This is a genomic window from Pseudomonas sp. rhizo25 (assembly GCF_031931935.1).
GTDB lineage: Bacteria > Pseudomonadota > Gammaproteobacteria > Pseudomonadales > Pseudomonadaceae > Aquipseudomonas > Aquipseudomonas synxantha.
Map to the genome: position 1 here is coordinate 361,373 of NZ_JAUJXA010000003.1, position 23,955 is coordinate 385,327.

The 23,955-nt window shown below is 59.3% G+C and carries 21 protein-coding genes; 13 read left to right on the forward strand and 8 right to left on the reverse strand.

Annotation, left to right across the window (positions count from 1 at the left end; translation table 11 throughout):
* Nucleotides 1-10 precede the first annotated feature (10 nt).
* A complete protein-coding gene (locus tag QZR30_RS08640; RefSeq protein ID WP_046068210.1) occupies nucleotides 11-1,552 on the reverse strand; it encodes an EAL domain-containing protein in 1,542 nt (513 codons plus the stop codon).
* A gap of 296 nt (nucleotides 1,553-1,848) precedes the next feature.
* Between QZR30_RS08640 and QZR30_RS08645 the strand changes: the two genes are divergently transcribed.
* The 5 genes from QZR30_RS08645 to QZR30_RS08665 are packed head-to-tail and all read left to right on the forward strand — an operon-like array spanning nucleotide 1,849 to nucleotide 7,664.
* Nucleotides 1,849-2,409, forward strand: a complete 561-nt coding sequence (locus QZR30_RS08645) for a fimbrial protein (RefSeq protein ID WP_311903186.1) — start codon at nucleotides 1,849-1,851, stop codon at nucleotides 2,407-2,409.
* Between the two features lie 44 nt (nucleotides 2,410-2,453).
* A complete protein-coding gene (locus tag QZR30_RS08650) occupies nucleotides 2,454-3,227 on the forward strand; it encodes a fimbrial biogenesis chaperone (protein ID WP_311903187.1) in 774 nt (257 codons plus the stop codon).
* A 2-nt stretch (nucleotides 3,228-3,229) separates the two neighbouring features.
* Entirely contained in the window at nucleotides 3,230-5,851 is a 2,622-nt protein-coding gene (locus QZR30_RS08655) for a fimbria/pilus outer membrane usher protein (RefSeq protein WP_311903188.1), read from the forward strand.
* Entirely contained in the window at nucleotides 5,851-6,600 is a 750-nt protein-coding gene (locus QZR30_RS08660; protein ID WP_046068206.1) for a fimbrial biogenesis chaperone, read from the forward strand. The genes QZR30_RS08655 and QZR30_RS08660 overlap by 1 nt, the downstream gene beginning before the upstream one ends.
* A gap of 59 nt (nucleotides 6,601-6,659) precedes the next feature.
* A complete protein-coding gene (locus QZR30_RS08665; protein ID WP_148666877.1) occupies nucleotides 6,660-7,664 on the forward strand; it encodes a fimbrial protein in 1,005 nt (334 codons plus the stop codon).
* Here QZR30_RS08665 and QZR30_RS08670 read toward each other — a convergent pair.
* Complete coding sequence (locus QZR30_RS08670) at nucleotides 7,655-8,542, reverse strand: LysR family transcriptional regulator (protein ID WP_046068205.1); 888 nt, start codon at nucleotides 8,540-8,542, stop codon at nucleotides 7,655-7,657. The two genes, QZR30_RS08665 and QZR30_RS08670, sit on opposite strands and share 10 nt — an antisense overlap.
* A 77-nt stretch (nucleotides 8,543-8,619) precedes the next feature.
* Here QZR30_RS08670 and QZR30_RS08675 point away from each other — a divergent pair, with 77 nt between their 5' ends.
* The 3 genes from QZR30_RS08675 (at nucleotide 8,620) to QZR30_RS08685 (ending at nucleotide 12,262) form a co-directional block, all read left to right on the forward strand.
* The gene (locus QZR30_RS08675; RefSeq protein ID WP_311903189.1) at nucleotides 8,620-9,543 is read left to right on the forward strand and encodes a DMT family transporter; all 924 of its coding nucleotides are present in this window, start codon (nucleotides 8,620-8,622) and stop codon (nucleotides 9,541-9,543) included.
* A gap of 245 nt (nucleotides 9,544-9,788) precedes the next feature.
* Nucleotides 9,789-10,865 carry a 4-hydroxyphenylpyruvate dioxygenase gene (gene hppD / locus QZR30_RS08680; protein WP_046068203.1) on the forward strand — a complete coding sequence of 359 codons (1,077 nt, stop codon included), beginning with the start codon at nucleotides 9,789-9,791 and terminating at the stop codon, nucleotides 10,863-10,865.
* A gap of 167 nt (nucleotides 10,866-11,032) precedes the next feature.
* Complete coding sequence (locus QZR30_RS08685) at nucleotides 11,033-12,262, forward strand: dermonecrotic toxin domain-containing protein (RefSeq protein WP_081214432.1); 1,230 nt, start codon at nucleotides 11,033-11,035, stop codon at nucleotides 12,260-12,262.
* A 69-nt stretch (nucleotides 12,263-12,331) separates the two neighbouring features.
* Here the strand turns inward: QZR30_RS08685 and rarD are convergent, their stop codons facing one another.
* The 4 genes from rarD to QZR30_RS08705 form a co-directional block, all read right to left on the reverse strand.
* Complete coding sequence (gene rarD, locus QZR30_RS08690; protein ID WP_046068202.1) at nucleotides 12,332-13,213, reverse strand: EamA family transporter RarD; 882 nt, start codon at nucleotides 13,211-13,213, stop codon at nucleotides 12,332-12,334.
* Between the two features lie 93 nt (nucleotides 13,214-13,306).
* Nucleotides 13,307-13,798, reverse strand: a complete 492-nt coding sequence (locus tag QZR30_RS08695) for a DUF2569 domain-containing protein (RefSeq protein WP_056847834.1) — start codon at nucleotides 13,796-13,798, stop codon at nucleotides 13,307-13,309.
* 301 nt (nucleotides 13,799-14,099) lie between these two features.
* Nucleotides 14,100-15,116, reverse strand: a complete 1,017-nt coding sequence (locus QZR30_RS08700; RefSeq protein WP_046068200.1) for an aldo/keto reductase — start codon at nucleotides 15,114-15,116, stop codon at nucleotides 14,100-14,102.
* An 81-nt stretch (nucleotides 15,117-15,197) separates the two neighbouring features.
* Entirely contained in the window at nucleotides 15,198-16,100 is a 903-nt protein-coding gene (locus QZR30_RS08705) for a LysR family transcriptional regulator (RefSeq protein ID WP_046068199.1), read from the reverse strand.
* Between the two features lie 101 nt (nucleotides 16,101-16,201).
* Between QZR30_RS08705 and QZR30_RS08710 the strand changes: the two genes are divergently transcribed.
* A complete protein-coding gene (locus QZR30_RS08710; protein WP_056847837.1) occupies nucleotides 16,202-16,906 on the forward strand; it encodes an SDR family oxidoreductase in 705 nt (234 codons plus the stop codon).
* A 112-nt stretch (nucleotides 16,907-17,018) separates the two neighbouring features.
* Here QZR30_RS08710 and QZR30_RS08715 read toward each other — a convergent pair whose 3' ends face one another.
* Nucleotides 17,019-18,329: an MFS transporter gene (locus tag QZR30_RS08715; protein WP_046068196.1), complete on the reverse strand. Its 1,311-nt coding sequence runs from the start codon at nucleotides 18,327-18,329 to the stop codon at nucleotides 17,019-17,021.
* A 156-nt stretch (nucleotides 18,330-18,485) separates the two neighbouring features.
* Here QZR30_RS08715 and QZR30_RS08720 point away from each other — a divergent pair, with 156 nt between their 5' ends.
* From QZR30_RS08720 to QZR30_RS08735, 4 genes are all read left to right on the forward strand, one after another.
* A complete protein-coding gene (locus tag QZR30_RS08720; RefSeq protein ID WP_311903190.1) occupies nucleotides 18,486-19,586 on the forward strand; it encodes a sugar diacid recognition domain-containing protein in 1,101 nt (366 codons plus the stop codon).
* Between the two features lie 100 nt (nucleotides 19,587-19,686).
* Nucleotides 19,687-20,826 carry a glycerate kinase gene (locus tag QZR30_RS08725; RefSeq protein WP_046068194.1) on the forward strand — a complete coding sequence of 380 codons (1,140 nt, stop codon included), beginning with the start codon at nucleotides 19,687-19,689 and terminating at the stop codon, nucleotides 20,824-20,826.
* 104 nt (nucleotides 20,827-20,930) lie between these two features.
* Entirely contained in the window at nucleotides 20,931-21,443 is a 513-nt protein-coding gene (locus QZR30_RS08730) for a GNAT family N-acetyltransferase (protein ID WP_046068193.1), read from the forward strand.
* Between the two features lie 221 nt (nucleotides 21,444-21,664).
* A complete protein-coding gene (locus QZR30_RS08735; protein WP_311903191.1) occupies nucleotides 21,665-23,128 on the forward strand; it encodes a M10 family metallopeptidase C-terminal domain-containing protein in 1,464 nt (487 codons plus the stop codon).
* A gap of 12 nt (nucleotides 23,129-23,140) precedes the next feature.
* Here QZR30_RS08735 and QZR30_RS08740 read toward each other — a convergent pair whose 3' ends face one another.
* The gene (locus QZR30_RS08740) at nucleotides 23,141-23,833 is read right to left on the reverse strand and encodes an aspartate/glutamate racemase family protein (RefSeq protein WP_046068192.1); all 693 of its coding nucleotides are present in this window, start codon (nucleotides 23,831-23,833) and stop codon (nucleotides 23,141-23,143) included.
* Between the last annotated feature and the right edge of the window lie 122 nt (nucleotides 23,834-23,955).

The following is a 23,955-nucleotide window of genomic DNA, read 5'->3' on the forward strand; positions in this document are numbered from 1 at the left end:
GCAGGGGTATTCACGGGTTGCCCAACGAATTAATGAATTCATCACAGGGTAACGGTCGGCCGAACAGATAACCTTGCAAGAAGTCCACGCCTTGGGCGACAAGGTATTCACACTGTTGTGCTGTTTCCACGCCTTCGGCAACAATGCCAAGGTCCAGCTTGCCGGACAGTTCTATGATGCTGTCCAGGATATGCCCTGACAGCGCATCCGCACCGATCATGGCGACAAAGCTTTGGTCAATCTTCAAGTAATCGACGTTGAAGTTGCGCAAGTAAGCCAGGCTCGAATGGCCTGTTCCAAAGTCATCGATCGCGATCAGTACACCCAGCTGGTGCAGGGCATCGAACAGCTGGCGGGTGATATCGGTGGGCTCGATCAGCTCGCGCTCGGTCAGCTCCAGCACCAGGCTGACCTGGCCAGGCGCGAAGGCGGCAAGGAACTCCCGGCAATCCTCCACCAGGGCCAGGTCCTGGCAATGGCGCGCGGTGATATTCACGCCAATATGGAAGCCGGGGCTGAAACGCGCGGCGTGGGGCGCCAGTTGCGCAGCGGTCTGACGCAGCAAGGCGCGGGTCATCGGCACGATCAGGCCCGAGTCTTCGGCCAGGGGAATAAACAGGTCCGGCCGCACCAGGCCCTCTTTCGGGTGTTTCCAGCGCATCAGTACTTCACAGCCTGCCCATTGACGCGTGTCTCCGCGTACCACTGGCTGGAAATACGGGATGAATTCGTTGGCACTCAATGCACGCTGCAATTCCTGGGTCGGGGCGGACGAGCGTTTTTGCAGCCAATGCGCAAGGATGCTGGCCAGTACACCGAAGAACACCACCAGGCTGAACAACGCCGGATAGCGGGCCTGCATATAACGCCAGGTTTCCCCCTCCGGCATACCCGCCTCGACGCTGTAGTCATAACGCTCGGACGCCAGATGATGATGGGCCACGGCAAATTCCGGTACCGCGCGGTCATGCACCTTGCCGTCGGCATCGAGCCAATGGGGGCCGACTTGCAAAACCAGGTGGGCGTAACGGCTGATCAAGCGTAAGGCGTTGGTGAGGTGGTAGCTGTCAATCGAGGCGAACGCGCCCTGGTCGCCTTCCACCAGGCGATAGACCAACAGCGCGGTATCCGGCGTGACGGGGTTGCCATTCATCAGCCACAACCGGCCATTCACGTAGTCGTCCGGGTTGACCGGTGACTGAGAGTTGCCGCCGAACAGCGAGCTGCAATAAATGTTTTTCTGCCAGGACAGGGTGGTGGCGCGTACAAACGGCCGGCGCGTCACCTGTTCGCGCAGTGCCAGTTGCGCCTCGCTGTCACATGGCTTACCCGCCCAAGGCAACAAAGCCTGGGCGGCGAGGGCGGTATTGTCGAGCATCAGGTCGAACTGGCGCACCGCTTCTTGAGCGGTTTGGGCCGTGCTTTGCTCAAGCGTGCGCTCGGCTTGCCAGTAAAGAATTGCAAACCCCAGCAGAACGGGCAGCAGCCCGCAGAGGGTGCTGATGAAATAGCGGGCAGCTCGGCTTCTTGGACCTTTGGCGGTCAGGGGCATAGGGGCAATCAATCGTGAAAAAAGAGAGTGGTCTCTGCCGATGATAGATGGCATTGCACGGGGCTGCTCACTTGTTTAACGCCTACTGACCTAGCCGTTCGGTCAGTTGTGGCGGGCTCTTCAACTTGGCAACATAAACTTCGTTGCAAAACGTAAGAGACTCAGTAGCACTTAACCCCTACAGCCTCTTTCACAGCCACGCAGCCCGATTTTGGCGGGACGGTTACGTCTCGCCCTTCGATTGACGATTCATGGCTTGCAACACTTTTAATGACATTCACTAGGAAGTATTTGTAATGAAAACTATCGCATTGGCCGTTTTATTTCTGGCGGTCACCAGCGTTGCCGCTCTGCCTGCTGTTGCCGCAGACGGCAAGATCACCTTGACCGGTGAAATCACCGGCACCACCTGCAGCATCAGCGGCGGCACGGGCTCGGCCCCCGGCACCAGCCCGGACTTTTCGGTACCACTCAACAAGGTCCAGGCCAGTGCGCTCAAGGCGCCAGGCCAGACTTCCGGGGCGAAACCCTATTACATCCATGTCGGTTCCTGCCCCAAGGATACGACCGTCGCCGTGATGTATGAGAGCAGCAGCCCCGCGATCAACCCGGCGACCGGTAACCTGGTCAACCAGGCACCCGCCAAGCCGGCGCCTGCCACCTTCGTTGAGGTGCAACTCGTGGATGGCGTCACCCACCGGCCTATGGACCTGCGCCTTGGCCTGAACTCCAGCCCCGCGAAAGTCCCGGAAAGCGGCCAGGTGTCGCTGCCGTTTGCCGCCCAATACATCGCCACGGGCACCGCTACGCCAGGCCCGGTCAGCTCCCAAGTGCTGTATTCGGTGACGTTCCCCTGATCGAGGCCCGGTTGCCTGGCCGTGCGCCAGGCAAGGACAGACAAATGCTTGCCCGAACATTGCTATTGATGAACCCCCTGCTGATCAGTGTCGGGTTGCTATCCGTCGCTCACGCCGGCGTAGTGATCGACGGCACGCGGCACATCTATCCGCAGCAGCGTCGAGAAATCACGCTGCGCCTGACCAATGACGATCAGCGGGCGCCGCGCCTGGTCCAAGTGTGGCTGGACCAGGGCGACCCGGCGCAAGACCCCTCCGGCAGCGAGGTGCCTTTCAGTCTTTCGCCGCCAGTGTTTCGCATGGACGCGGGCAAAAGCCAGGTAGTGCGACTGGTCTATACCCAGGACCCACTGCCGGATGACCGCGAATCGTTGTTTTGGCTCAACGCCCTGGAGATACCGCCCAAGGTCAACGTGGCACCGGGCAGCCCGCAAGCGGCCCCTTCGAACCACCTGCAGTTCGCTTTTCGTATCCGCACCAAAGTGTTTTTCCGCCCGGCCCGATTGCCGGGTTCGGCGGACGAGGCGCCCACCCAATTACGCTGGACCCTGCACCGGAGTACCCAGGGACCGCTACTGGAAGTGCACAACCCATCGGCTTATCACGTGACCTTCAATGAAGTTGCCTTGGCCATGGGCTCGGGCCCGGGTGCTCGCCTGTTACCCGCGGGAGAGCGCATGGTGCCCCCCGGTGGCAGCCTGAAGCTGCCCGTCAGGGATGGCGTAAAGGCATTACCCGCGGACGCCCAGGTGCATTTCAAATACATCAATGATTACGGCGCATTCTCCGCGCCGCAGCGTGCTCCCCTGAAGTTCTGACCATGCATGCCTTACTGCAAATACCCATTCACCGCTTCACTGCCTGGCTGTTTGCCAACCCCAGGTTGCTGCTATGGCTGGGCCTGCTCAGTACCTTATTGATGTCGGCAGAGGCCGCGCCACTGTTGTTTGACATCGAGGCGTTCGCCAGCGGCCTGTCCTCTTCGGCAGATATCTCGCGCTTCAATACCAGCAACGTGTTGGCGCCTGGTGTCTATCGCGTGGATGTGATGCTCAACGGGCAATCGATGGGACGTCGCGAGATCACCTTCGCCCCCCTTGCCGGGCAGGACGACGCCCAGCCTTGCTTGAACGCTGCCGAGCTTGGCCAACTGGGGGTTTCTGTGCAGGCGCTGGCGGATAACACCGAGCATGCCTGCCGGGATTTTGCCGAGTGGATACCCATGGCCAGCAGCCGCGTCGATATCGAGACCCTGACCCTGGACGTCAGCATCCCCCAGGTCTATATCAACCGTTCCGCGCGCGGCTACATTGACCCGTCTGAGTGGGACAATGGCATTGACGCCGCGCTGCTCAACTACAACTTCAGTGCCGCGACGGCGACAGCGGGCGCCGGTGAGGATCGTGGCTACCTGGGCCTCAACGGCGGTCTCAACCTGGGCGACTGGCGGTTACGCCATCAGGGTGGGCAGGCATGGGCATCCGGTCGTGGCCTGGCGCCTTATCAACACACCGCCACCTACCTGCAGCGGTCCCTTGCCGCGTGGCGCTCACAACTGACCGTCGGCGACAGCTTCAGCAGTGGTCAGATCCTCGACGGTGTGCGTGTACGCGGCATCACCCTGGCCACCGATGACCGCATGCTTGCCCAGTCGCAACAAGGCTATGCGCCTCAGGTGCGGGGCATTGCCGACAGCAATGCAACGGTGACAGTGCGCCAGAACGGCTACACCCTTTACGAAACCACCGTGGCCCCGGGGCCGTTTGTCATCGATGACCTGTACCCCACCGGGTACGGCGGCGACCTGCACGTCAGTGTTACCGAGGTCGACGGCCGGCGCAGCAGCTTCGTGGTGCCTTACTCCGTGGCGCCTTACCTGCTGCGTGACGGTGCCAGCCACTACAGCGCGACCTTGGGGCAGTTGCAGCAATACGGTGTCAGCGACGCCAGCCCGCTGATCTTCCAGGGTACGCTGCAGCATGGCCTGGGCGATCGTCTGAGCGCCTATGGTGGCAGCACGTTTTCCCAAGGCTACGGCCAGGCCAAGGCCGGCCTGGCGATGAGTACTCCGATTGGCGCGCTCTCCCTCGACAGCACCCACTCGCGCACCCAGGTACAGGGGCTAGGGGTAGTCGGCGGGCAAAGCTGGGGCCTGGCCTATAACAAGAACCTGCCGTTCTCGGGAACGCACTTTGCGTTGGGCGCCTATCGTTTCTCCACGGCCGGATACCTGAACCTGCCTGATGCGCTCAATGTGCGGGAACTGGCCCGCCAAGGCGGAAGTATCAACAGTTACGCCAGGCAGAAAAGCCGCCTCGACCTGACAATCAGCCAGCAGTTGGGCGCAGGCTCGCTGAGCCTTTATGGCAGCTCCATCGACTACTGGGCAGGCCGCCAAGGGCGCCAGACCTCCTTCACCCTCAGTTATGCAGCTAATTGGAAGTCACTCAACTGGAACCTCTCGGCGCAGCGCTCGCGTGTCAGTGAAACCCATCAGTTGAACGATCACGAGCGCAGCGACGAGATCTTTTTTGGCCGGTCGGCGCAGGCCGGGCGCGTGGATAATCACCTGGTGCTCACACTGTCCATGCCATTGGGCGCAGGAACGCGTGCGCCGACCCTGAGCAGCAGCTTGTCGCACGATGCTGGCGATTCGCGCGGCAGCCAGCACCAAGTGGGGATCAACGGTTTGCTGGGTGACGCCGGTGAAGCCAGCTACGGGCTGACCGGCAGCCGTGGCATGGGCCACCAGCAAGGCTCCAGCTTCAATGCCTACGCCGGCTATCGCAGCCGCGCTGCGAGCCTGCGGGCCGGCTATGCCCAGGCCCGCGACAGCTCACAACTTTCCATGAGCGCCGATGGCGGGCTGATTGCCCACGGGCATGGCCTGACCTTCGCGCAGAACCTCGGTGAAGCCTCGGCCCTGGTGTATGCGCCGGATGCACAAGGTGCCCGGCTGGGCAGCAGCGGGGCGCGTATCGATAAGCAGGGCTATGCGGTGCTGCCAGCCCTCAGGGCTTATCAGCGCAATGAAGTAGATATCGATCCCGAGGGCATGCCCATGGATGTGGAACTCAAGGAATCGAGTCACGCCGTGGTGCCGACGCTGGGGGCGGTCTCACTGGTCAGGTTCGAGACCGTCAGTGGCCGAGCCGTGGTGATCAAGGCCACTCATATGAATGGCAAGCCGTTGCCATTTGCCGCCCAGGTGTTTGACGAACGCGGCGTCGAAATCGGCGTGATCGGCCAGGCTGGCAAGGCTTTTGTGCGCGGGGTTGCCGACCAGGGACGGTTGACGGTGCGCTGGAATGCAGGGGCGGGTGACCAATGCTTCATCCATTACCGTTTGCCGCCGCGCAGGCCCGAGCAACGTCAGGAAAACGCGGACCAGTTGGTCAGTCAATGTGCCGACCATGGCGATGTGGACGAGGAGCGCAGCTGATGACTCATCGATTGTTCAACGCGGTGCTTGGCCTGGCCCTGGCGGTGCAGACAGTATTGGCCCATGGGGAAATCGTCATTGACCGCACACGTATCATTTACACGGCCAGCGCCCCGGGGGTAACGGTCAACCTGCACAATGAGGCCGACGGCCCGCGATTGGTCCAAGTGTGGATCGATGCGGGCGACCCGCAGATCGCGCCTGAGTCGAGTGATGTGCCCTTTACGGTGACCCCGCCGATCCTGCGCCTGGATGCCGGCAAGCACCGCGCATTGCGGGTGGTGTACCACGCGACCCAAAACAAGGCCCTGGCCGCGCCCCAGGAATCGGTGTACTGGCTGAATGTGCTGGGGATCCGTCCGTCTGTGGATACCGGCAACCAGCTGCAATTTGCCTTTCGCACACGGATCAAGCTGTTTCTGCGCCCCGACGGCTTGTCGGGCCAGGCGCAGGAGGCGATTCAATTGCTGCAGTGGCAGCGCAAAGGTGACGGCCCGGTGTTGCGGGTGCGTAACCCCAGTGCCTTTCATGTGAGCCTGTCCAGCGTCCGGCTGACCGTCAGTGGGGTCGAGTACCGCAATGATGACCCGCCCATGCTGTCGCCACATTCGGTAGTCAGCATCGCGTTGAAGGGGCGGGCGCTGCCAGGGGAAGGGCCGGCCTTGCTGCGTTTTACCGTGCTGGATGATCATGGCATGACGCACGAACATTCTCTGTCTTTAGGCCGCGGTAAGGATTTGGCGATATGAACAGCGTCCGGCAGTTTACGACCAGGCTTCTACAGGTCGGCGCGTGCCTGGGGGCCTGCATGTCCGCGATGGACGCGCATGCCCATTTCAATGCAGGCGCCTGCGTCCCCCAGGCGCCCGTGACGCTTTCCTTCCCGCCGATTACCTTGCCAGGCGACCTGAAAGTGGGCGAGGCAATTGGCTATCCAGGCGGGTATGACTTCGCAAGCAATGGCGCTGTGATGCAGTGTCGATACACCGACTGGTTATTGCCGCATCCAGTGTCGGCGAGCCTGAGTGTGGTCAATGCTGCGGCGACCGGCATGACGTTCAATGCCAACGGCTTGTCGATGCCGGTCTACGCCACTCCTTACCCCGGCGTAGGGTTCGCCATGATGGCCGGGGATCCGTCCCAGCCTCTGCGCGTGATTACCCACACCGGCACGACGTTGGTGGACACCAAGCACAACAAGCCCACGGCCTGGACACTGCAAGGGCGCGTGTATCTGGTGGCGACGGGCCCGATCGCGTCGGGCCCGATCAGCGCAAGCACAGTCGGCAGGTATGTGCTGAGCAATGTCAATATTGAAGGCCCCGGCCATGCCTCGATCAACTTCGGCGACACGGTGATATTGCCGCCGCAAAAACCGACTTGCCGCGTATCCACACCGTCGATATCGATGCCACTGGGGCAGGTACCCAGTCGAGACTTCAAGGATATCGGCAGCCATGCCGGCAGCGTCAGTCGCAACATCACCCTGGACTGCGGCGGCGGTAACGGTGGCATCCTGGATGTATGGATCACGGTGACCGACCAGACGGAGCCCGGCAATCGCAGCGACCAATTGTCCCTGACCCGCACTTCGACTGCCCGTGGCGTGGCCCTGCAACTGCTCAATGGCGCCCAGTTAATCAGCTATGGCCCCGACTCCTCTGGCGTGGGTAACCCGAACCAATGGCAGGTCGGTAGTACTGCCAACGGCACCCTGACAATTACGCTGACTTCCCGCTATGTGAAAACTGCGTCGACCATCAAGCCCGGAACCGCCAACGGCCTGGCCTCGTTTACCCTGAGTTACCGGTGAATACCTGGATCGGGGTACAGCGTTTGCGCCAGTGCGATAAACGCCAGGGTAGCGGGAGAGGCCTGGCGTCGATCCAGTACCGCCAGGCCTATGCGCCGCGTTACGCTGGGCAACAGGGACCGGGCAATGTAGCGCGGGTCGGCATTGGCCGGCAGTGAGCCCTGGGCCACGATACTCAGGCCCTCGCCGCGACTGACCGCCTCCAAAGTGCTGAGCAACTGGGTGCAGCGATACCGCACTTTAGGCTGCAACTGCGCTTCACCGAACAAACGCGTGACCAGCTCTGCGGAGCCTGCCTCGGTTAGGATGAACGGGTCATCGCACAACGCGTGCAAGGGTACCGCCACGCTTGCCGCCAAGGCATGGCCGACCGGTATCAGCGCCACGAGTTGGTCTTCGAGCAGGGCAACGGTGTCGAAGCGTTCATGCTCCAATACCACGAAGCCCACATCCACCCGGCGTTGGTCCAGCCATTGGATGACCTGCCGGTCCGGCCCCTCGTCTACGTGTACCTCGATACCCGGATAGTCCCTTCGGAAGTGGCTGAGAATGGTCGGTAGCAAACGGTTCGAAGCGGTGGGGCCGAACGAACCTATGCGCAATGTGCCGCGCTTCATCCCGCGGGCATCGGCGGCTTCCTGTTGCAAGGTGTTGGCCAGCCCCAACATGCCCCGTGCGCGCCCGAGCAACTGCTCGCCGATATCGCTCAGTTCCACCAGGGTCTGGTGCCGGCGAAACAACTCCACACCCAGTTCCTGCTCCAGAGCCTTGATCGCATGGGATACCGCCGACTGGCTGATGCCCAGCCGATGCGCCGTGCTGGTGAAACCTCGCAGTTCGGCGACCAGGGAGAAGATTTCCAACTGGGTCAGGGTCATGAGTAATACCTCATTTTACGATGACTAATCATTAGTCAAAGAATACCCCGATCTTCTCTCACATTGAGCACATCCTGATGCATCACGCTCGCGAAGGACTTACTTACCTGAAGCTGGCCGCTGTCACCATGATCTGGGGGGGTACCTTTGTTGCCGGGCGCTTCCTGGCTGACCAGGTCGACCCTCTGCTCGCAGCCTGCCTGCGATTTATGCTGGCCAGCCTGGCGTTGCTGCTGTTCCTGGCCTGTGCGCGGATCCCACTGGCGCGTCCAACTACGGGGCAAATGGCGCGGCTGATGCTGCCGGGGCTATGCGGCATCTTTTTCTACAACCTGTGTTTTTTCTATGGCCTGCACTACATCAATGCGTCGCGGGCGTCCTTGATCGTGGCATTGAACCCGGCAGTGATTGGCCTGGCGTCCTGGTTGTTGTTCAAGGAGCGGCTGGGCCGGGTCAAGTGGCTGGGTATCGGGCTGTGCCTGCTGGGGGCAGCAGTGGTGATCGTGAGCCGCAATCCCAACCTCAAGCAGGGGGCGCGCAACGCCTGGATCGGTGACCTGTTGATCCTGGGCTGCGTAATGGCCTGGGGCGCCTATTCGCTGCTGTCCCGGGAACTCAACCAGGCGTTGGGACCGGTGCAAACAGTCACTTGGTCGGTGCTGTGGGGCACGCTGATGTTGACCCTGACGACCCTCGCCACCGGTCGGCTGACGTTGCAAGGTTTCGCCGCGCTGCAGCTGGCGCAGTGGTACAGCCTGCTGTATCTGGGTGTGCTGGGTTCGGCGCTGGCCTATATTGGTTACTACGAGGGCATTCGGCGAATCGGCGCGACCCGCTCCGGTGTGTTCATCGCCCTCAACCCGCTGACAGCGGTGATATGTGGCGCATTGCTGTTGGACGAAGCCTTGACCACGCCGATGCTGGCAGGTGGCGCGGTGATCCTGCTGGGCATCTACTTGTGCAATAAACCCCTTGCACAGGGCAGGGCAACGGCGATTTGATAAGAGTACGGACAAATTGGTTTACGCTGTGTAGAATCGATTTACGCATACAAGAATATGGACTTGCGCTCACGCAAGCCTCGGCCGTCAGAGACTGATGACACCATGAAGCTACTTGGCTCTCCCCTCATCTTTGGTGACTTCCTCGCCCGCAGCGTGCGAGGCCTTTCCTGCGCGCCACCGTCAGACCTCATCCTTGCTTGCAAATAGACAATTGCTACCCACAAGAATGATGAGGCACGAACATGACCGACCAATACGAAAACCCAATGGGCTTGATGGGCTTTGAATTCATCGAATTCGCCTCGCCCACCCCGGGTACGCTGGAGCCGATCTTCGAGATCATGGGCTTCACCAAAGTGGCGACCCACCGCTCCAAAGACGTGCACCTGTATCGCCAGGGCGAGATCAACCTGATCCTCAACAACGAACCGGGCAGCCTGGCGGCCTACTTCGCCGCCGAGCACGGCCCGTCGGTGTGCGGCATGGCGTTTCGCGTCAAGGACTCGCAACAGGCCTACAACCGTGCCCTGGAGCTGGGTGCCCAGCCGATCCACATTGAAACCGGCCCGATGGAGCTGAACCTGCCGGCAATCAAAGGTATCGGCGGTTCGCCGTTGTACCTGATCGACCGTTTTGGCGAGGGCAACTCGATCTACGATATCGACTTCGTCTACCTCGAAGGTGTTGATCGCAACCCGGTCGGCGCCGGTCTCAAGGTTATCGACCACCTGACCCACAACGTCTACCGCGGACGCATGATCTACTGGGCCAATTTCTACGAGAAGCTGTTCAACTTCCGCGAAGCCCGTTACTTCGATATCAAGGGCGAATACACCGGCCTGACCTCCAAGGCCATGAGCGCGCCAGACGGCAAGATCCGCATCCCGTTGAACGAAGAATCCTCCAAGGGCGCCGGGCAGATCGAAGAGTTCCTGATGCAGTTCAACGGCGAGGGCATCCAGCACGTGGCGTTCCTCACCGACGACCTGGTCAAGACTTGGGACGCCTTGAAGAAGATCGGCATGCGCTTCATGACGGCACCGCCGGACACCTACTACGAAATGCTTGAAGGCCGCCTGCCGAACCACGGTGAGCCTGTCGAGCAACTGCAATCACGTGGCATTCTGCTGGATGGCTCATCGATTGCGGGCGACAAACGCCTGCTGCTGCAGATTTTCTCGGAAACCCTGATGGGGCCGGTGTTCTTTGAATTCATCCAGCGCAAAGGCGACGATGGGTTCGGCGAGGGCAACTTCAAGGCGCTTTTCGAGTCGATTGAGCGTGATCAAGTGCGTCGTGGTGTATTGACCGCCGACTGACCCACTGGATAAGCAAAAAGCCCGGGGCTTTATACCGGGCTTTTTCGTGTGTGTTGCATTGAGTTGCAATTTAGCGACGGTCAAACGGGAACAGATGTTTCATCAAGTATCACATAAGGGCCGGGCGTAGGAAAAACCCTGCACCCTAATCTAGATGAGGCCCTCATATGACGACTGTGCATACTCCTACTCTTCTGCCAAGGTTAGGTGATCCGATCCCGCCGCAACAGGCTGGCCCCATTCGCAATGTCCGCTCGACCGATGAAGGGGACCCGATCGATGTGGCGCGAAAGCGTTTTCTCGACGAAGGTGAATTACAGCACCTCAATGGTGATTTAACTGCCGACGAGCATCAGTTGATAAAGGCGGTGGTGAATCCAGACAAACCGGGGGCACCTTTCGTGAGTGTCTCGACTTTTGCCGTCGATGGCGCTCAATCCCAAGACATGATGGTGATCAAGCGCGTGCCTGTAACGGAGGGGATGACTAATTTCATCGTGTATATGCCGGAGGATGAAGTCATGTCGTTCCACACGTTCGAAACCGCTGAAGAGATGACTGAATGGGTTAGGAATATGGCCCAAGACCCTGCCGAACTAGACCGATTAGCCGGGCACTTCTCTCACCCTGAAGCTCCCGGGCAGGAGGAGCGGGTCAGGGAGAAACTAAAGGATTTTGGCGAGGATGAACAATCCAGCGTTGCGGTGGGGAGTTTTGGTCGAGAACGCGATGATATTTTCGCGCGTTTGAACAGGGATTTAACGGTTCCGCCAGTGGAGGTCAACGGACTATTCAACACCAGGCTTAACAACCTCGCTTCCGATGGCAAAGCGACCTATGTCGGTACACGGGAGGATGGAAAATATGTCGTATATGATTACGATGCTTATGGGAACTTTCGTGGTGGCAGTGAGGACGGTTTTTATTTCGTGAAAGACGGGCTGAACAGTAAAGAACCGCTCGGCGATCCCAATTCAGAGTCCGCCGAAGAGTTCGCCAAACAGCATGTCGCGCGCCAGACTATGGAAAAAGCAGGACCTAATGACCTGAGTGACTTCTGGGCCTACCTCGTCAAGCAGCTCAGAAACCCAGGGCACGGTCTAGGGACTGCATTGGAACAGTTTGGTGTTCCTGACGATATAGCCAATTCCATCGAAGAAATCGTGAAAAACCCCGTCACAGGAACGCTGCTTGAGCTGAACCACGACAATCGGCTCGGCAATGTGTTTGGTGTTGAGAGAGAGATTATGGATCAATACTTGGAAAGTTTCGGTAATGAGGTCCAGAGCAATATTCCCCGCTACGGCACAGCGAGGGAAAACCTGAATACCGCAGCCGACTTCATCGAGGACGTGGTCGGTACGCCCGAAGAGTCCCCGACTCAGGTAATGACCTGAGGCCATCCCCCTGCAGTACAGAAGGGGTACGGATACCCCCGCAACCGGCACCCATTCCCATTCTTTTACTCAAACCCGACGTTGACGCACCAAATGCTTGAAACCCTCATATACCAGCACCATCACCGCCAGCCAGATGGGAATGTAAGTCAGCCATTGGCCACCCTTGATGCCTTCTCCCAGCAATAGCGCCACCACCAGCAGTAACACCGGCTCTACGTAACTGAGCAGCCCGAACAAGCTGAATGCGAGCAAGCGACTGGCGATGATATAGCTCACCAGCGCCGAGGCACTGATCAAACCCAGCATCGGAATCAATGCATACAGCCTTGGGTGCACATCGAGCACGGCAAATCCCTGTTCGCCACTCTGCACAAACCACCAAGCCACTGGCAGCATCAGCGCCATGTCCAGCCACAAGCCACCCAAATGATCGGTGGTCAGGTACTTGCGCACCACGAAGTACACCGGGTAACCGATGATCACTACCAGGGTTGCCCAGGAAAAACCGCCGGCCTGATACAGCTCATTCAAAACGCCAAGCGCGGCCAGCACCACCGCAATCTGCTGCAGCCGCGACAAGCGTTCGCCGTACACCAAGCGCCCCGTCAGCACCATGGTCAACGGCAACAGGAAATACCCCACCGATACATCCAGGCTGCGTCCATTCAGCGGCGCCCACATGAACAGCCACAATTGCACGCCCAGCAAGGCCGAAGAGGCCAACACACCGCCGACCAGACGTGGCTTGGTCGCAAGCATGCGCAGCAGTTCCAACACCCTTCGCCATTCACCGCTGACGATCATGAACACGGTCATGCATGGTACGGTCAGCAGCATGCGCCAGCCGAAAATCTCCAGGCCGCTCAAGGGCGTGAGCAGCGACGTGAAGTAATACATCACGGCAAACAACACCGAGGCCAATACCGATAACACTACACCTTTAGACACGCTGCCCTCGCGAAAGCCGATTCATTAGCAAGTGATATTATTTACCGAGTGACTCTCGGATAGCAAAAAAAAGACCATGCTCTTCCCATCCAATTAGCTTTTCTTACCCTCTATAAATGTTGCTTTAACTCTTTTGGATATGAGCATATAGGGGACCAGGATTAGGATGGCGCATAATGACCTTGTTATTTCTTTGTTGGTCTCGGGGTTAAACATTGATATTTTCGGGTACACAAGAGAGCCAATCCAGGCATCGGAAATAACAAAAACAAACGAAACAATAACCACGGTTATGTATAGCTTTGGAAAAAGGTAATGCTTTGAGAAAAACAAATATATTAAATACACTTGGGCTATAACCATCAGAATATTGAATGATATTTCTGACATCATAAACGTGAGTAAGTAGGGGTGGTATTCGCCTGCGCCAGGAGTGCTTATGTATTCGATCGCGCCAGGTGTTGTAAAGAAATGATAGTACGATGGAAATAATTCATACGCTATACGCAAGGGACTCAAAAACAATCCAATCATTACCAACAACAGCCAGCCTTGTAAGCCGTTCAACTGATTTTTTTCGTTCATCTTCACTCCCTTGAAAATTGATTTTACGGAATAATCGCCTTAGCTGCACCAAGGCCCTCAACTGAAGAGGCCAAAAATATTCGATTGGCTTAATAGTTTCCTCAAAATAATAGTTTGCCTGATCATATCCGGTCCAGGGCCGGAGTATGGCGGTTTTTGCGAGAAATAAAATATTGGAGGAGCGGTACGACGATTCGACCTGGCGCCGATAGCAGTGTGTCAGCGACAGATGAGCCGATTGCAACACCGCTATCGGGGAGCAGGCTCCCTCCCACATTAATCTGAGTGCATCATGTAGATTTCAGCCAACGCGCCACGCCACACGGCCTGAGACGAAATGGCCGACATCATTGAACCCTGGTGTGGATGAATGCCCGGGCGTGACCAACGAATCAATAAATGCCTCATCTTCAGCAGTGATCTCCACCGCCAGCGCCCCGGTGTACGCATCCCACTGCGCCTCGGTGCGCGGCCCGACAATCGCGGAACTCACTGCGGCATTGTTCAACACCCAGGCAATGGCAAACTCCACCATGCCCACGCCACGCCCTTGGGTGTATTGCTGGATCTGCTGGGCGATGCGCAACGACTCCGTCCGCCATTCGGTTTCCAGGATGCGCTTGTCCTGCCGTGCGGCCCGGCTGCCGGGTTCGGGCGTAACGTCCGGTGCATATTTGCCGCTGAGCACCCCTCGGGCCAGCGGGCTATAAGGCACCACGCCCAACCCGTAGGCAGCCGCCGCGGTGATTTGCTCGACTTCAGCTTGGCGATTGACGATGTTGTAGAGCGGTTGACTGATGATGGGTTTATCCACCCCCAGGCGCTCGGCCACCCGAATCACCTCGGCGATACGCCAACCACGGTAGTTGGACAGGCCCCAATGGCGGATCTTGCCTTGGCGGATCAGGTCGCCGATAGCCGACACGGTCACTTCCAACGGCGTGTCATGGTCTTCACGGTGCAGGTAGTAGATGTCCAGGTAATCGGTGTCCAGGCGCCCAAGGCTGGCTTCCACGGCGTTGAAGATACGCTTGCGGTTCAAACCACTACGGTTGGGCAAACCATCGGCAGGGCCGAAGCCGACCTTGCTGGCCACTATCCAGTCCTGGCGGTTACGCGCAATGGCTTCGCCGACGATCTCTTCGGAGCGCCCGCCCGTGTAGACGTCGGCGGTATCGATAAAGTTGATGCCTTGGTCCCAGGCCTTGTCGATGATGCGCAGCGAGTCTTCGGTACTGGTCTGTTCGCCAAACATCATGGTGCCGAGGGTCAGTGCGCTGACCTTCAAACCTGACTGGCCCAATGTGCGGTAAATCATGGAGAGCTCCTCATGGCAGGGAAACGTGAGTACTGCAATACCAGACCCGACGCCTCTGGAACAAGCCCTGGGCGCGTTTCTTCATGCACCCAGTAACGTCTGGCAGCGGGCCTGTAGAAAACGATGCAGCACTTTCACCCGTTCCGACACTTGCAGACGGTGGGGGCACATTAGGTTGAAAGGGGTCGGCTCGCCCTGCCAGTCGGGCAGCAGCACTACCAGCCGACCGGCCTGGATATCACGGGCAATATCCAGGTTGGCTTTATAGGCGATGCCGTGGCCCGCCAGCGCCCAGCGACGGACGATTTCTCCATCGTCGCTGAGGTAATCGCCGCTGACGTCGACCTCCTGGAGCTGCGCGCCCTGGCGGAAATACCACGTGCTATTGGCCTGCCCGCGGCGCATGTAGCGCAACGTACTGTGCTGCGCCAAGTCCGCGGGCGTGCGCGGTGTGCCGTGGCGCGCGAGGTAGTCAGGGCTGGCGCAGGCCATGCGCTGGTGGCCGGGCACCACCGGCAGCGCTACCAGGCTGGAGTCCCTCGGCACGCCAAAGCGCAGGGCGATGTCGACGGTGTCGCGAAACAGATCGGCATTGCTGTCGTTGAGCAACAGTTGCAGGCGGATATTGGGGTGCTCGTATTTGAACTCATCCAGCCAACCCAGCAAAACATTGCGACCGAAATCCGAGGGCGCCGCCAGTTGCAATAAACCGCTGAGGCTTTGGCCCTGTTGCTTGATGGCGTGTTCGCCCTCCGACAACGCTTCCAGCGCCACCCGCACGCTGTCCAGATAACGCCGGCCTTCTTCGGTCAGGCGCATGCTGCGGGTGGAACGGGCGAGCAAGCGGATACCGAGCCGGGTTTCCAGGCGCTTGAGGGCAATGCTGGCCGCTGCCGGGGTCAAGCCAAGCCCACGGGCGGCAGCTGTCAGGCTACCGGTGTCGGCACTGCGCACAAAGACTTCAAGATCGAGAATTGAGCTCATTATTAAAAATCCTTTAAAGATCTTGTCGTTTTACCGGGATTTTTTGCTGATTGCCAAGCTGGGAAGATGAACGCTGGCTTTCTCACCCAGGTAGTTCTCCCATGACATCTTCCCTCAGCGGTAAAACCATCATCGTGATTGGCGGCAGCAGCGGCATCGGCGCCGCAGTGGCACAGGCAGCCACCGCTCGCGGTGCGCACGTGGTGCTGGCCGGGCGGCGCTTGAACTCCGGCAGCGACAACGGTGTACGCAGCGAGCCGGTGGACGTCACCGACAGCGCGTCGTTGCAGCGCTTGTTCGAAACGGTGGGGCACTTTGACCACTTGGTCTACACCTCAGGGCCTGCGGTACGGGCCAAGACGCTGATCGAAACCGACCTTGACGAAGCCCAGGACAATTTCAATGTGAAACTCTGGGGCGCGCTACGTGCGATTCAACAGGCGCTGCCATTCCTGGGTGAGCACGGCAGCATCAGCCTGACTTCCGGTCAACTGGGGCGCAAGCTGGCAGCAGGACAGTTCATCAAGACCGGCATCAATGCCGCGACCGAAGCCTTGGGCAAGCAGCTGGCCAAGGAGCTGGCGCCGCGTCGCGTCAATGTCATCAGCCCCGGCGTGATCGACACCCCAGCCTATGCCGGGTTGGCCGAAGAGCAGCGTTTGGCGATGTTTGCCAAGACCGGCGAGGCATTGCCAGTTGGCCGGGTAGGGCAGGCCGAAGAAGTGGCGGCGGGGTATGTATTGGCCATGGAGAACGGCTTCATGACCGGCGCCGTCATCGATATCGATGGCGGCGGCTTGCTGTAGACACAGGCCAAAGTGTGGGAGGGGACTTGCCCCCGATGGCGGTGGTTCAGTCACAGATGCGCTCACTGACACTAAATCATCGGGAGCAAGGCCGCTCTCACATTGGACCGTCTTATGCCTTCAAGGTCCGCGTCATGCGCAACGCCAGCACACTACCGGCGACAATCACGGCCGCCAGCAGATACAGCGCCACATCCGTGGACCCGGTGGCGTCTTTCACAAACCCCACGATATATGGGCTGAGAAAACCCGCCATCTGCCCCATGGAGTTGATCAATGCCAGGCCACCCGCCGCGGCACCTGCGCTGAGCATGGCGGTAGGCACCGGCCAGAACATCGGCAGGCCAGTAAGGGCGCCCATGGTAGCGATGGTCAGGCCGATGATGGCGATGGCGGGTGTGGTGGCGAAGTTCACCGCGATCACCAGGCCGATGGCACCCATCAGCATTGGTACCACCAGGTGCCATCGACGTTCCTTGCGCAAGTCGGCCGAGCGGCCTACCAGCAACATGAACACTGCCGCCAACAGATACGGGATCGCACTGAGCCAGCCAATCACCAGGTTATCGCTGAAACCCAGGTTCTTGATGATCGATGGCAGCCAGAAGTTGATCGCATACACGCCGCTCTGGATGCAGAAGTAGATCAGGCCAAATGCCCAGATCGCCGGGTTCTTGAACACTTCGGCCAGGGAGTCGCTGGTGGTTTTAGGCTTGTTCGCCAGGTCCGTGGCCTGGTCGGCTTCCAGCACTGCGCGCTCGTGGGGCGCGAGCCACTTGGCGTTGGCGAAGCTGTCACTGAGCAGGAAGTAGGCGAGGGCGCCGAGGATCACGGTCGGGATGCCTTGCAGCAGGAACATCCACTGCCAGCCCGCCAGGCCACCTTGACCGGCAGCAAAGTGGTTGAGAATCCAGCCGGAGAAGGGGCTGCCGAGCAAGCCGGACACCGGGATCGCCGACATGAACAGCGCCATGATCCGCCCACGGCGGAAGGTCGGGAACCACTGCGAGAGGTACAGCACCACACCGGGGAAGAAACCGGCTTCAGCGGCACCGGTAAACAGGCGCAACGTGTAGAAATGCGTCGGCGTGGTCACAAACAGCAGGCAGGTAGACAGCGTGCCCCACACGATCATCATCAACGCGATCCAGCGCCGTGGGCCGAACTTGGTCAGCGCCAGGTTGCTCGGCACGCCACACAGCACGTAGCCGATAAAGAAAATCCCGGCCCCCAGGCCGTATACGGTTTCGCTGAACTTCAACGCATCGAGCATCTGCAGCTTGGCAAAGCCAACGTTTACCCGGTCCAGGTAGTTGAACAGGTAGCAGATAAAGATGAAGGGGATCAGGCGCAGGGTGATGCGCTTGTAGATGGCGTTTTTATCGTCATCGCTGGCCAGTGCGGCAGTGGCGCTCTGTGACATGGGAATCTCTCTTTATTATGATTTTTCGCGGTGCGAGGTTAACGTTGACCGCCCCGACAGTCTCGATGACGTGATGGGCGACTGTCTTTGTGCTGGCGCACAGTCAAGCAGGCTTTGCGCTGTGCCAGTGAACAACTGTTTTAGGAAATTAGCCCCATGTTCGAGCTCGATCACGCCTTGGCCCAGGAGATTGTCGATCGCACCATGACCATCCTGCCCTATAACGTCAACGTCATGGACAGTCAGGGCTTGATCCTTGGCAGCGGCGAGCCGGAACGCATCAATACCCGCCACGAAGGCGCGCAACTGGTCCTGGCTAATGGCCGGGTGGTGGAGATCGATGGGCAGACTGCCAAACATCTCAAGGGCGTGCAGCCGGGCATCAATCTGCCGTTGCTGCATGATCAACGCCTGATCGGTGTGCTGGGCATCACCGGTGAACCGGACGGGCTGCGCACCTATGCCGAGCTGGTGCGTATGACCGCTGAAATGCTGGTCAGCCACCGCCACCAGCAAGCCGAACAGCAATGGCGGCGCCAGCGCTGCGATGATCTGCTGGCCTTGCTGCTGGCCGACAGTGGCGACTCACCACGCCTGGTGGACGAAGCCCGGCAACTGGGGCTCAAGCCGCAGCTGTCGCGCACGCCGTACCTGTTCGAACTTGGTACGGGCCAAACGGCGCAAGACTTGAGTACATGGCTGACCAGCCGTTACCCGGACAGTTGGTGTGTCAGCCCCGCGCAGTTTTCCCTGCTGTGGTGCCGATCCGCCGCGTTGCAGGTCGACAACCCCCGCTTGCTGGAAAAGCTCGACGGCCTGGGCTGGAACATCCTGCGCGTTGCCATTGGTGGGCAAGCGGAGGGCTTGGCGGGGCTGCGCCGTTGTTATCGCCGGGTGGGCGATCTACTTGCGTATGGCCGCGATATCCTCCCGCACATGCGGCTGTTGACCCTCAACCGTTATCGTCTGCCGGTCATGCTCTGGCGTCACCGCAATGACGATGCCCTGGACGAACTGCTCAACCCTTTGCGTAAAGTGCTGGCCAAGGACAGCAACGGGCAACTGCTCGCCACTCTGCGCAGTTGGTGCGAACACGACGGGCAAAGCCAGGCCTGCGCAGACGCGCTGGGCATTCATCGCAATAGCCTGCGTTATCGCATGGAACGCATTGCTGAACTCAGCGGCGTGGACCCTTTGACGCTCGATGGCATGCTGGCCTTGTACCTGGGGGTGCAGTTGTTGTCCCAGACTTTGTAGAAATGACCAACAAACCCTGTCCGCATCTGTGCAATTGACCGGCGTCATTAGCCCAGCCAACTGGCAGCATGGGCATTATGAAAACCGGAGAAAGCCCATCATGAAGATCATCATCGCTCCCGACTCATTCAAGGACAGCCTCAGTGCCGCAGGCACTGCCCAGGCCATTGCCGAAGGGTTGGCCCAAGTCTGGCCGGATGCGCAGTTGGTCGAGTGCCCTATGGCCGATGGGGGGGAAGGAACGGTGGACGCAGTGCTTGCCGCTTGTAACGGCCAGTTGCGTCGGCAATTGGTGCAAGGGCCATTGGGTGTCACCGTTGAGGCGCGGTGGGGCTGGTTGGCCGACAGCCACACCGCGATGATCGAAATGGCCGAGGCCAGCGGCTTGCAATTGGTCGCGCCGGAGCAGCGCGACGCGTGTTCCAGCACCACTTACGGTACCGGTGAATTGATCCGTGCCGCCCTGGACGCCGGGGCCCAACGCATCATCCTGGCGATTGGCGGCAGTGCCACCAATGATGGCGGGGCGGGGGCGATGCAGGCCCTTGGTGTGCAACTTCTTGACGCAGCCAGTCAGCCACTGCCTCCAGGTGGGCTGGCGTTGACGCGCCTGTCGCATATCAGCCTCGAATCATTGGACCCACGCCTGGCACAGGTGCGCTTTGAGATTGCTGCCGACGTCAACAACCCGCTGTGTGGCCCCCACGGCGCCTCGGCGATTTTCGGCCCGCAAAAAGGTGCGAGCCCCGAGCAAGTCGCCCAACTGGACGCCGCACTCGGCCACTTCGCCGATCACTGCGCCCAAGTGCTGGCCAACGACGTGCGCGACCAACCCGGCAGCGGCGCCGCCGGTGGCCTGGGTTTTGCCGCCAAGGCCTTTCTCGGTGCACGGTTCCGCCCAGGGGTGGAGGTGGTGGCCGAACTGGTCGGCCTCGATGACGCCGTACGCGGCGCCGACCTGGTCATCACCGGTGAGGGCCGCTTCGACGCCCAGACCCTACGCGGCAAGACCCCGTTTGGGGTGGCGCGTGTCGCCCAGCGGCATGGCGTGCCGGTCATTGTGATCGCCGGCATATTGGGCGACGGTTACGAGCAGATGTACGCTCACGGTGTGGATGCAGCATTTGCCTTGCCATCGGGGCCGATGAGCCTGGAGCAGGCGTGCAGCGAAGCGCCGCGTTTGTTGCGTGAGCGGGCCGCGGATATCGCACGGGTGTGGCGCCTCGCTGCTGGTCGCTGAACCTGTATGACGCGGGTTGATTTGCGGGAAGACTTGAGGCTCGTCAGTCGGGCAACTTTGCCTCTACACTGGCCGGCCACTTGTCTTTCATAGGATGAAACGCAATGCACGCACCTGAACCCCATATCGTGATCCAGCGCTTTACCGAGGCTCACCTCGAGGGCGTCACCGCGCTCTACAACGAACCGGCCGTGTGCCGTCAGGTGCTGCAAATGCCTTTTCAATCGGTGGAAGCCTGGCGCAAACGCCTGGTGATGGACAACGAGCGTCGGCTGCAGTTGGTGGCGTTGCACGGCGGTGAGGTCATTGGTCAGCTGGGGCTGGAGCAGTACCTGCGCGTACGCCAGAGTCACGTGGGTTCGTTTGGTATGGGCGTGGCGACTGCCTGGCAGGGCAAGGGTGTAGGCTCTCGGCTGTTGACTGCCGCGCTGGATGTGGCCGACAACTGGATGAACCTGCACCGCGTGGAGCTGACGGTCTACGCCGACAACGAAGCGGCGCATAACCTGTACCGCAAGTTCGGCTTCGAAGTGGAGGGGACGTTGCGCGATTACGCCCTGCGTGATGGTGTATTTGTCGACGCCTTGAGCATGGCGCGGCTGCGCCATTCGGTATAAGCCTGTAAAACCACGCGCCTGCGCGACCTGCACCCGCAGGCGCGGGGGTAAACAAGCGAAACTGGCCCCTCCAGTGTAATGCCACGTCTCGAACAGCCACCACGCATTAGTTAAATAAGCGAAATCCTAAAAGCTGTGGTGCGCATACGCATTAACCGCCCAATAGTTACTTGCAGTGAACACTGGAACTGAGCGCCTGCGCCTGACATTAAGATAAGCACATGAGTGATGTCGCTGGCTTGCCAATTCAAATTCAACTTAACTATGTGGGCTGCAAAGTCGTGAACACGAATTTAAATATTACCTATGCAAAACACCACCTCACCAATCTTGTGCACAGGAATATTGCAGATATTCTCGATAAAAACCGTCGAGGTGACGGGTTCAAGGATGGAAAACCTACATTGTCCTCCGAACAGGTTGTCGAGGCATCCATCCGTGCGGGTGGGCATCCACACTCTTTACCTGCGGGGGACGATGCTGTGGTCACGTATGATTTCGCCAACGCAACGCAGCCGGATGCCGACGGCAATACCGTAAGCCAGTTCTCCGAAAGCCAGAAAAACACCATTCGGGAAACCCTCACGCATTTCAGCGATGTGGCGAGAGTACAGTTCAAAGAGGGCGCCATGGCCACGTCCAACCATATGCAATTCAAAATTGATGACAGTCGTTTTGATTGGAAAGATCCATTTTATGTACCCTCAAACAATGAAGAAGGGGCGCCGTCGCAGGTGCCTTTGTTGCAGCGTCACGCGCAAGAGCTGGAGCAACCCAATAACTACGGCAGCCACGTCGTTGCCAAGGCTGCGGCTTTTAAACTGGGGCTTCCTTCGACGGCCAGTGTGGCGCCAGGAACCGAATATGCAGAAGACTCCCTGGCGTATTCGCTGCGCAGTCCCAAGTTGGAAGCACGCTCAAACATGCAGTTTTGGAAGCGTCCTTTGGAGAATAAATATTCCAGCGCACCGATGATGGATGATATTTCCACGCTCCAAAAACTCCACGGCGCGAATAATCAAACGCGCTCGGGGGATACGATTTATGGGTTCAATTCAACTGCTGATCGCGACATGTTCAACTTAACTTCGGAGAATGATTTTCCGTTATTTTCTGTGTGGGACGGTGGGGGCGAGGATACTTTCGACTTTTCTGAGTATAAGGATAACCAGGTCATTAATTTGACGCCGGGCAGCTTCTCTAATGTAGGCGGCGGCGTGGCCAATGTTTCCATTGCTCCGGGCGCCATGATTGAAATCGCCAAGGGTGGGCACGGCAACGATATTATTATTGGCAACGCAGCCGATAACGAATTGTTTGGTAACGACGGCGACGACACGCTCTACGTCGAGGCCAACTCCGGTTATAACCAGTTATGGGGTGGCGCGGGTAATAATACCTTTGTCATTGGCGCGGGCGACCCCGCGGCTGAAACGAATCTGATCGAATTGCAGGACTTTGTCAGTGGTCGGGATAAGTTGGATGTGTCAGCGCTTAAAGCTGCGAGTGGCCGCGACCAGATCAATGTTGTTTCTGAGTTCTCCGGTCGTGGCGGCGAAGCGCACATGGAATATTTCCCCGCGGCAAATATAACGTGGCTCCGATTTGATACAAATGGCGATAAAGACATCGACGTGATGATCAGCGTGAATGGGAAAATCGAACTCACCGATATCCAGGCCTGACCCACTGAAGCCTTAATCCTGCAAAGCAAACGCCACCGCGGCCTGCGCATGCAGCGCGGTGGTGTCCAGCAGAGGCAGGTCGCTGTGTTCGGGCTGGATAAGAAGGCAGATTTCGGTACAGCCCAGGATGATTGCCTGGGCGCCACGAACGGCCAGGCCTTTGATCACACGCTGGTAAACCCGCCGAGAGGCGTCACTGATAGTGCCCACGCACAACTCTTCATAGATGATTCGGTGCACCTCCTTGCGCTCATCCGCGTCCGGCACCAGCACGGTCAGGCCCTGGGCGGCGAGGCGGGACTTTAGGAAGTCCTGCTCCATGGTGAACGCCGTGCCGAGCAGACCCACTGTCAAGGTACCGGCCTCAATGGCCGCGCCCGCCGTGGCGTCGGCAATATGCAGGAATGGAATCGACACCGCCGCTTCAATACGCGGCGCCACCAAGTGCATGGTGTTGGTGCATAGCACCACACACTCCGCCCCCCCTGCCTGCAAACGGCGCGCGGCGTCTTCCAGGATCAGCGCGGTATCGTCCCAGCGTCCGGCATGCTGGGCCTGTTCCACCGGGCCGAAGTCCACGCTGTACATCAGGATCTGCGCCGAACGTAGCGGGCCGAGCTGGTCGCGCACGCGCTGGTTGATGAGGCGGTAATACTCGGCGCTGGACTCCCAGCTCATGCCGCCGATAAGGCCGATGGTGCGCATCTGATACTCCAGGACAATGGATGTGGCTTCACCTTAACCAATGAAGGCCGGTTGGTCACAGGCAGTTGCCAGCAAATTCACCGGAGCAGTTCAACTACGCCTGTCCGATCGTACATATGTCC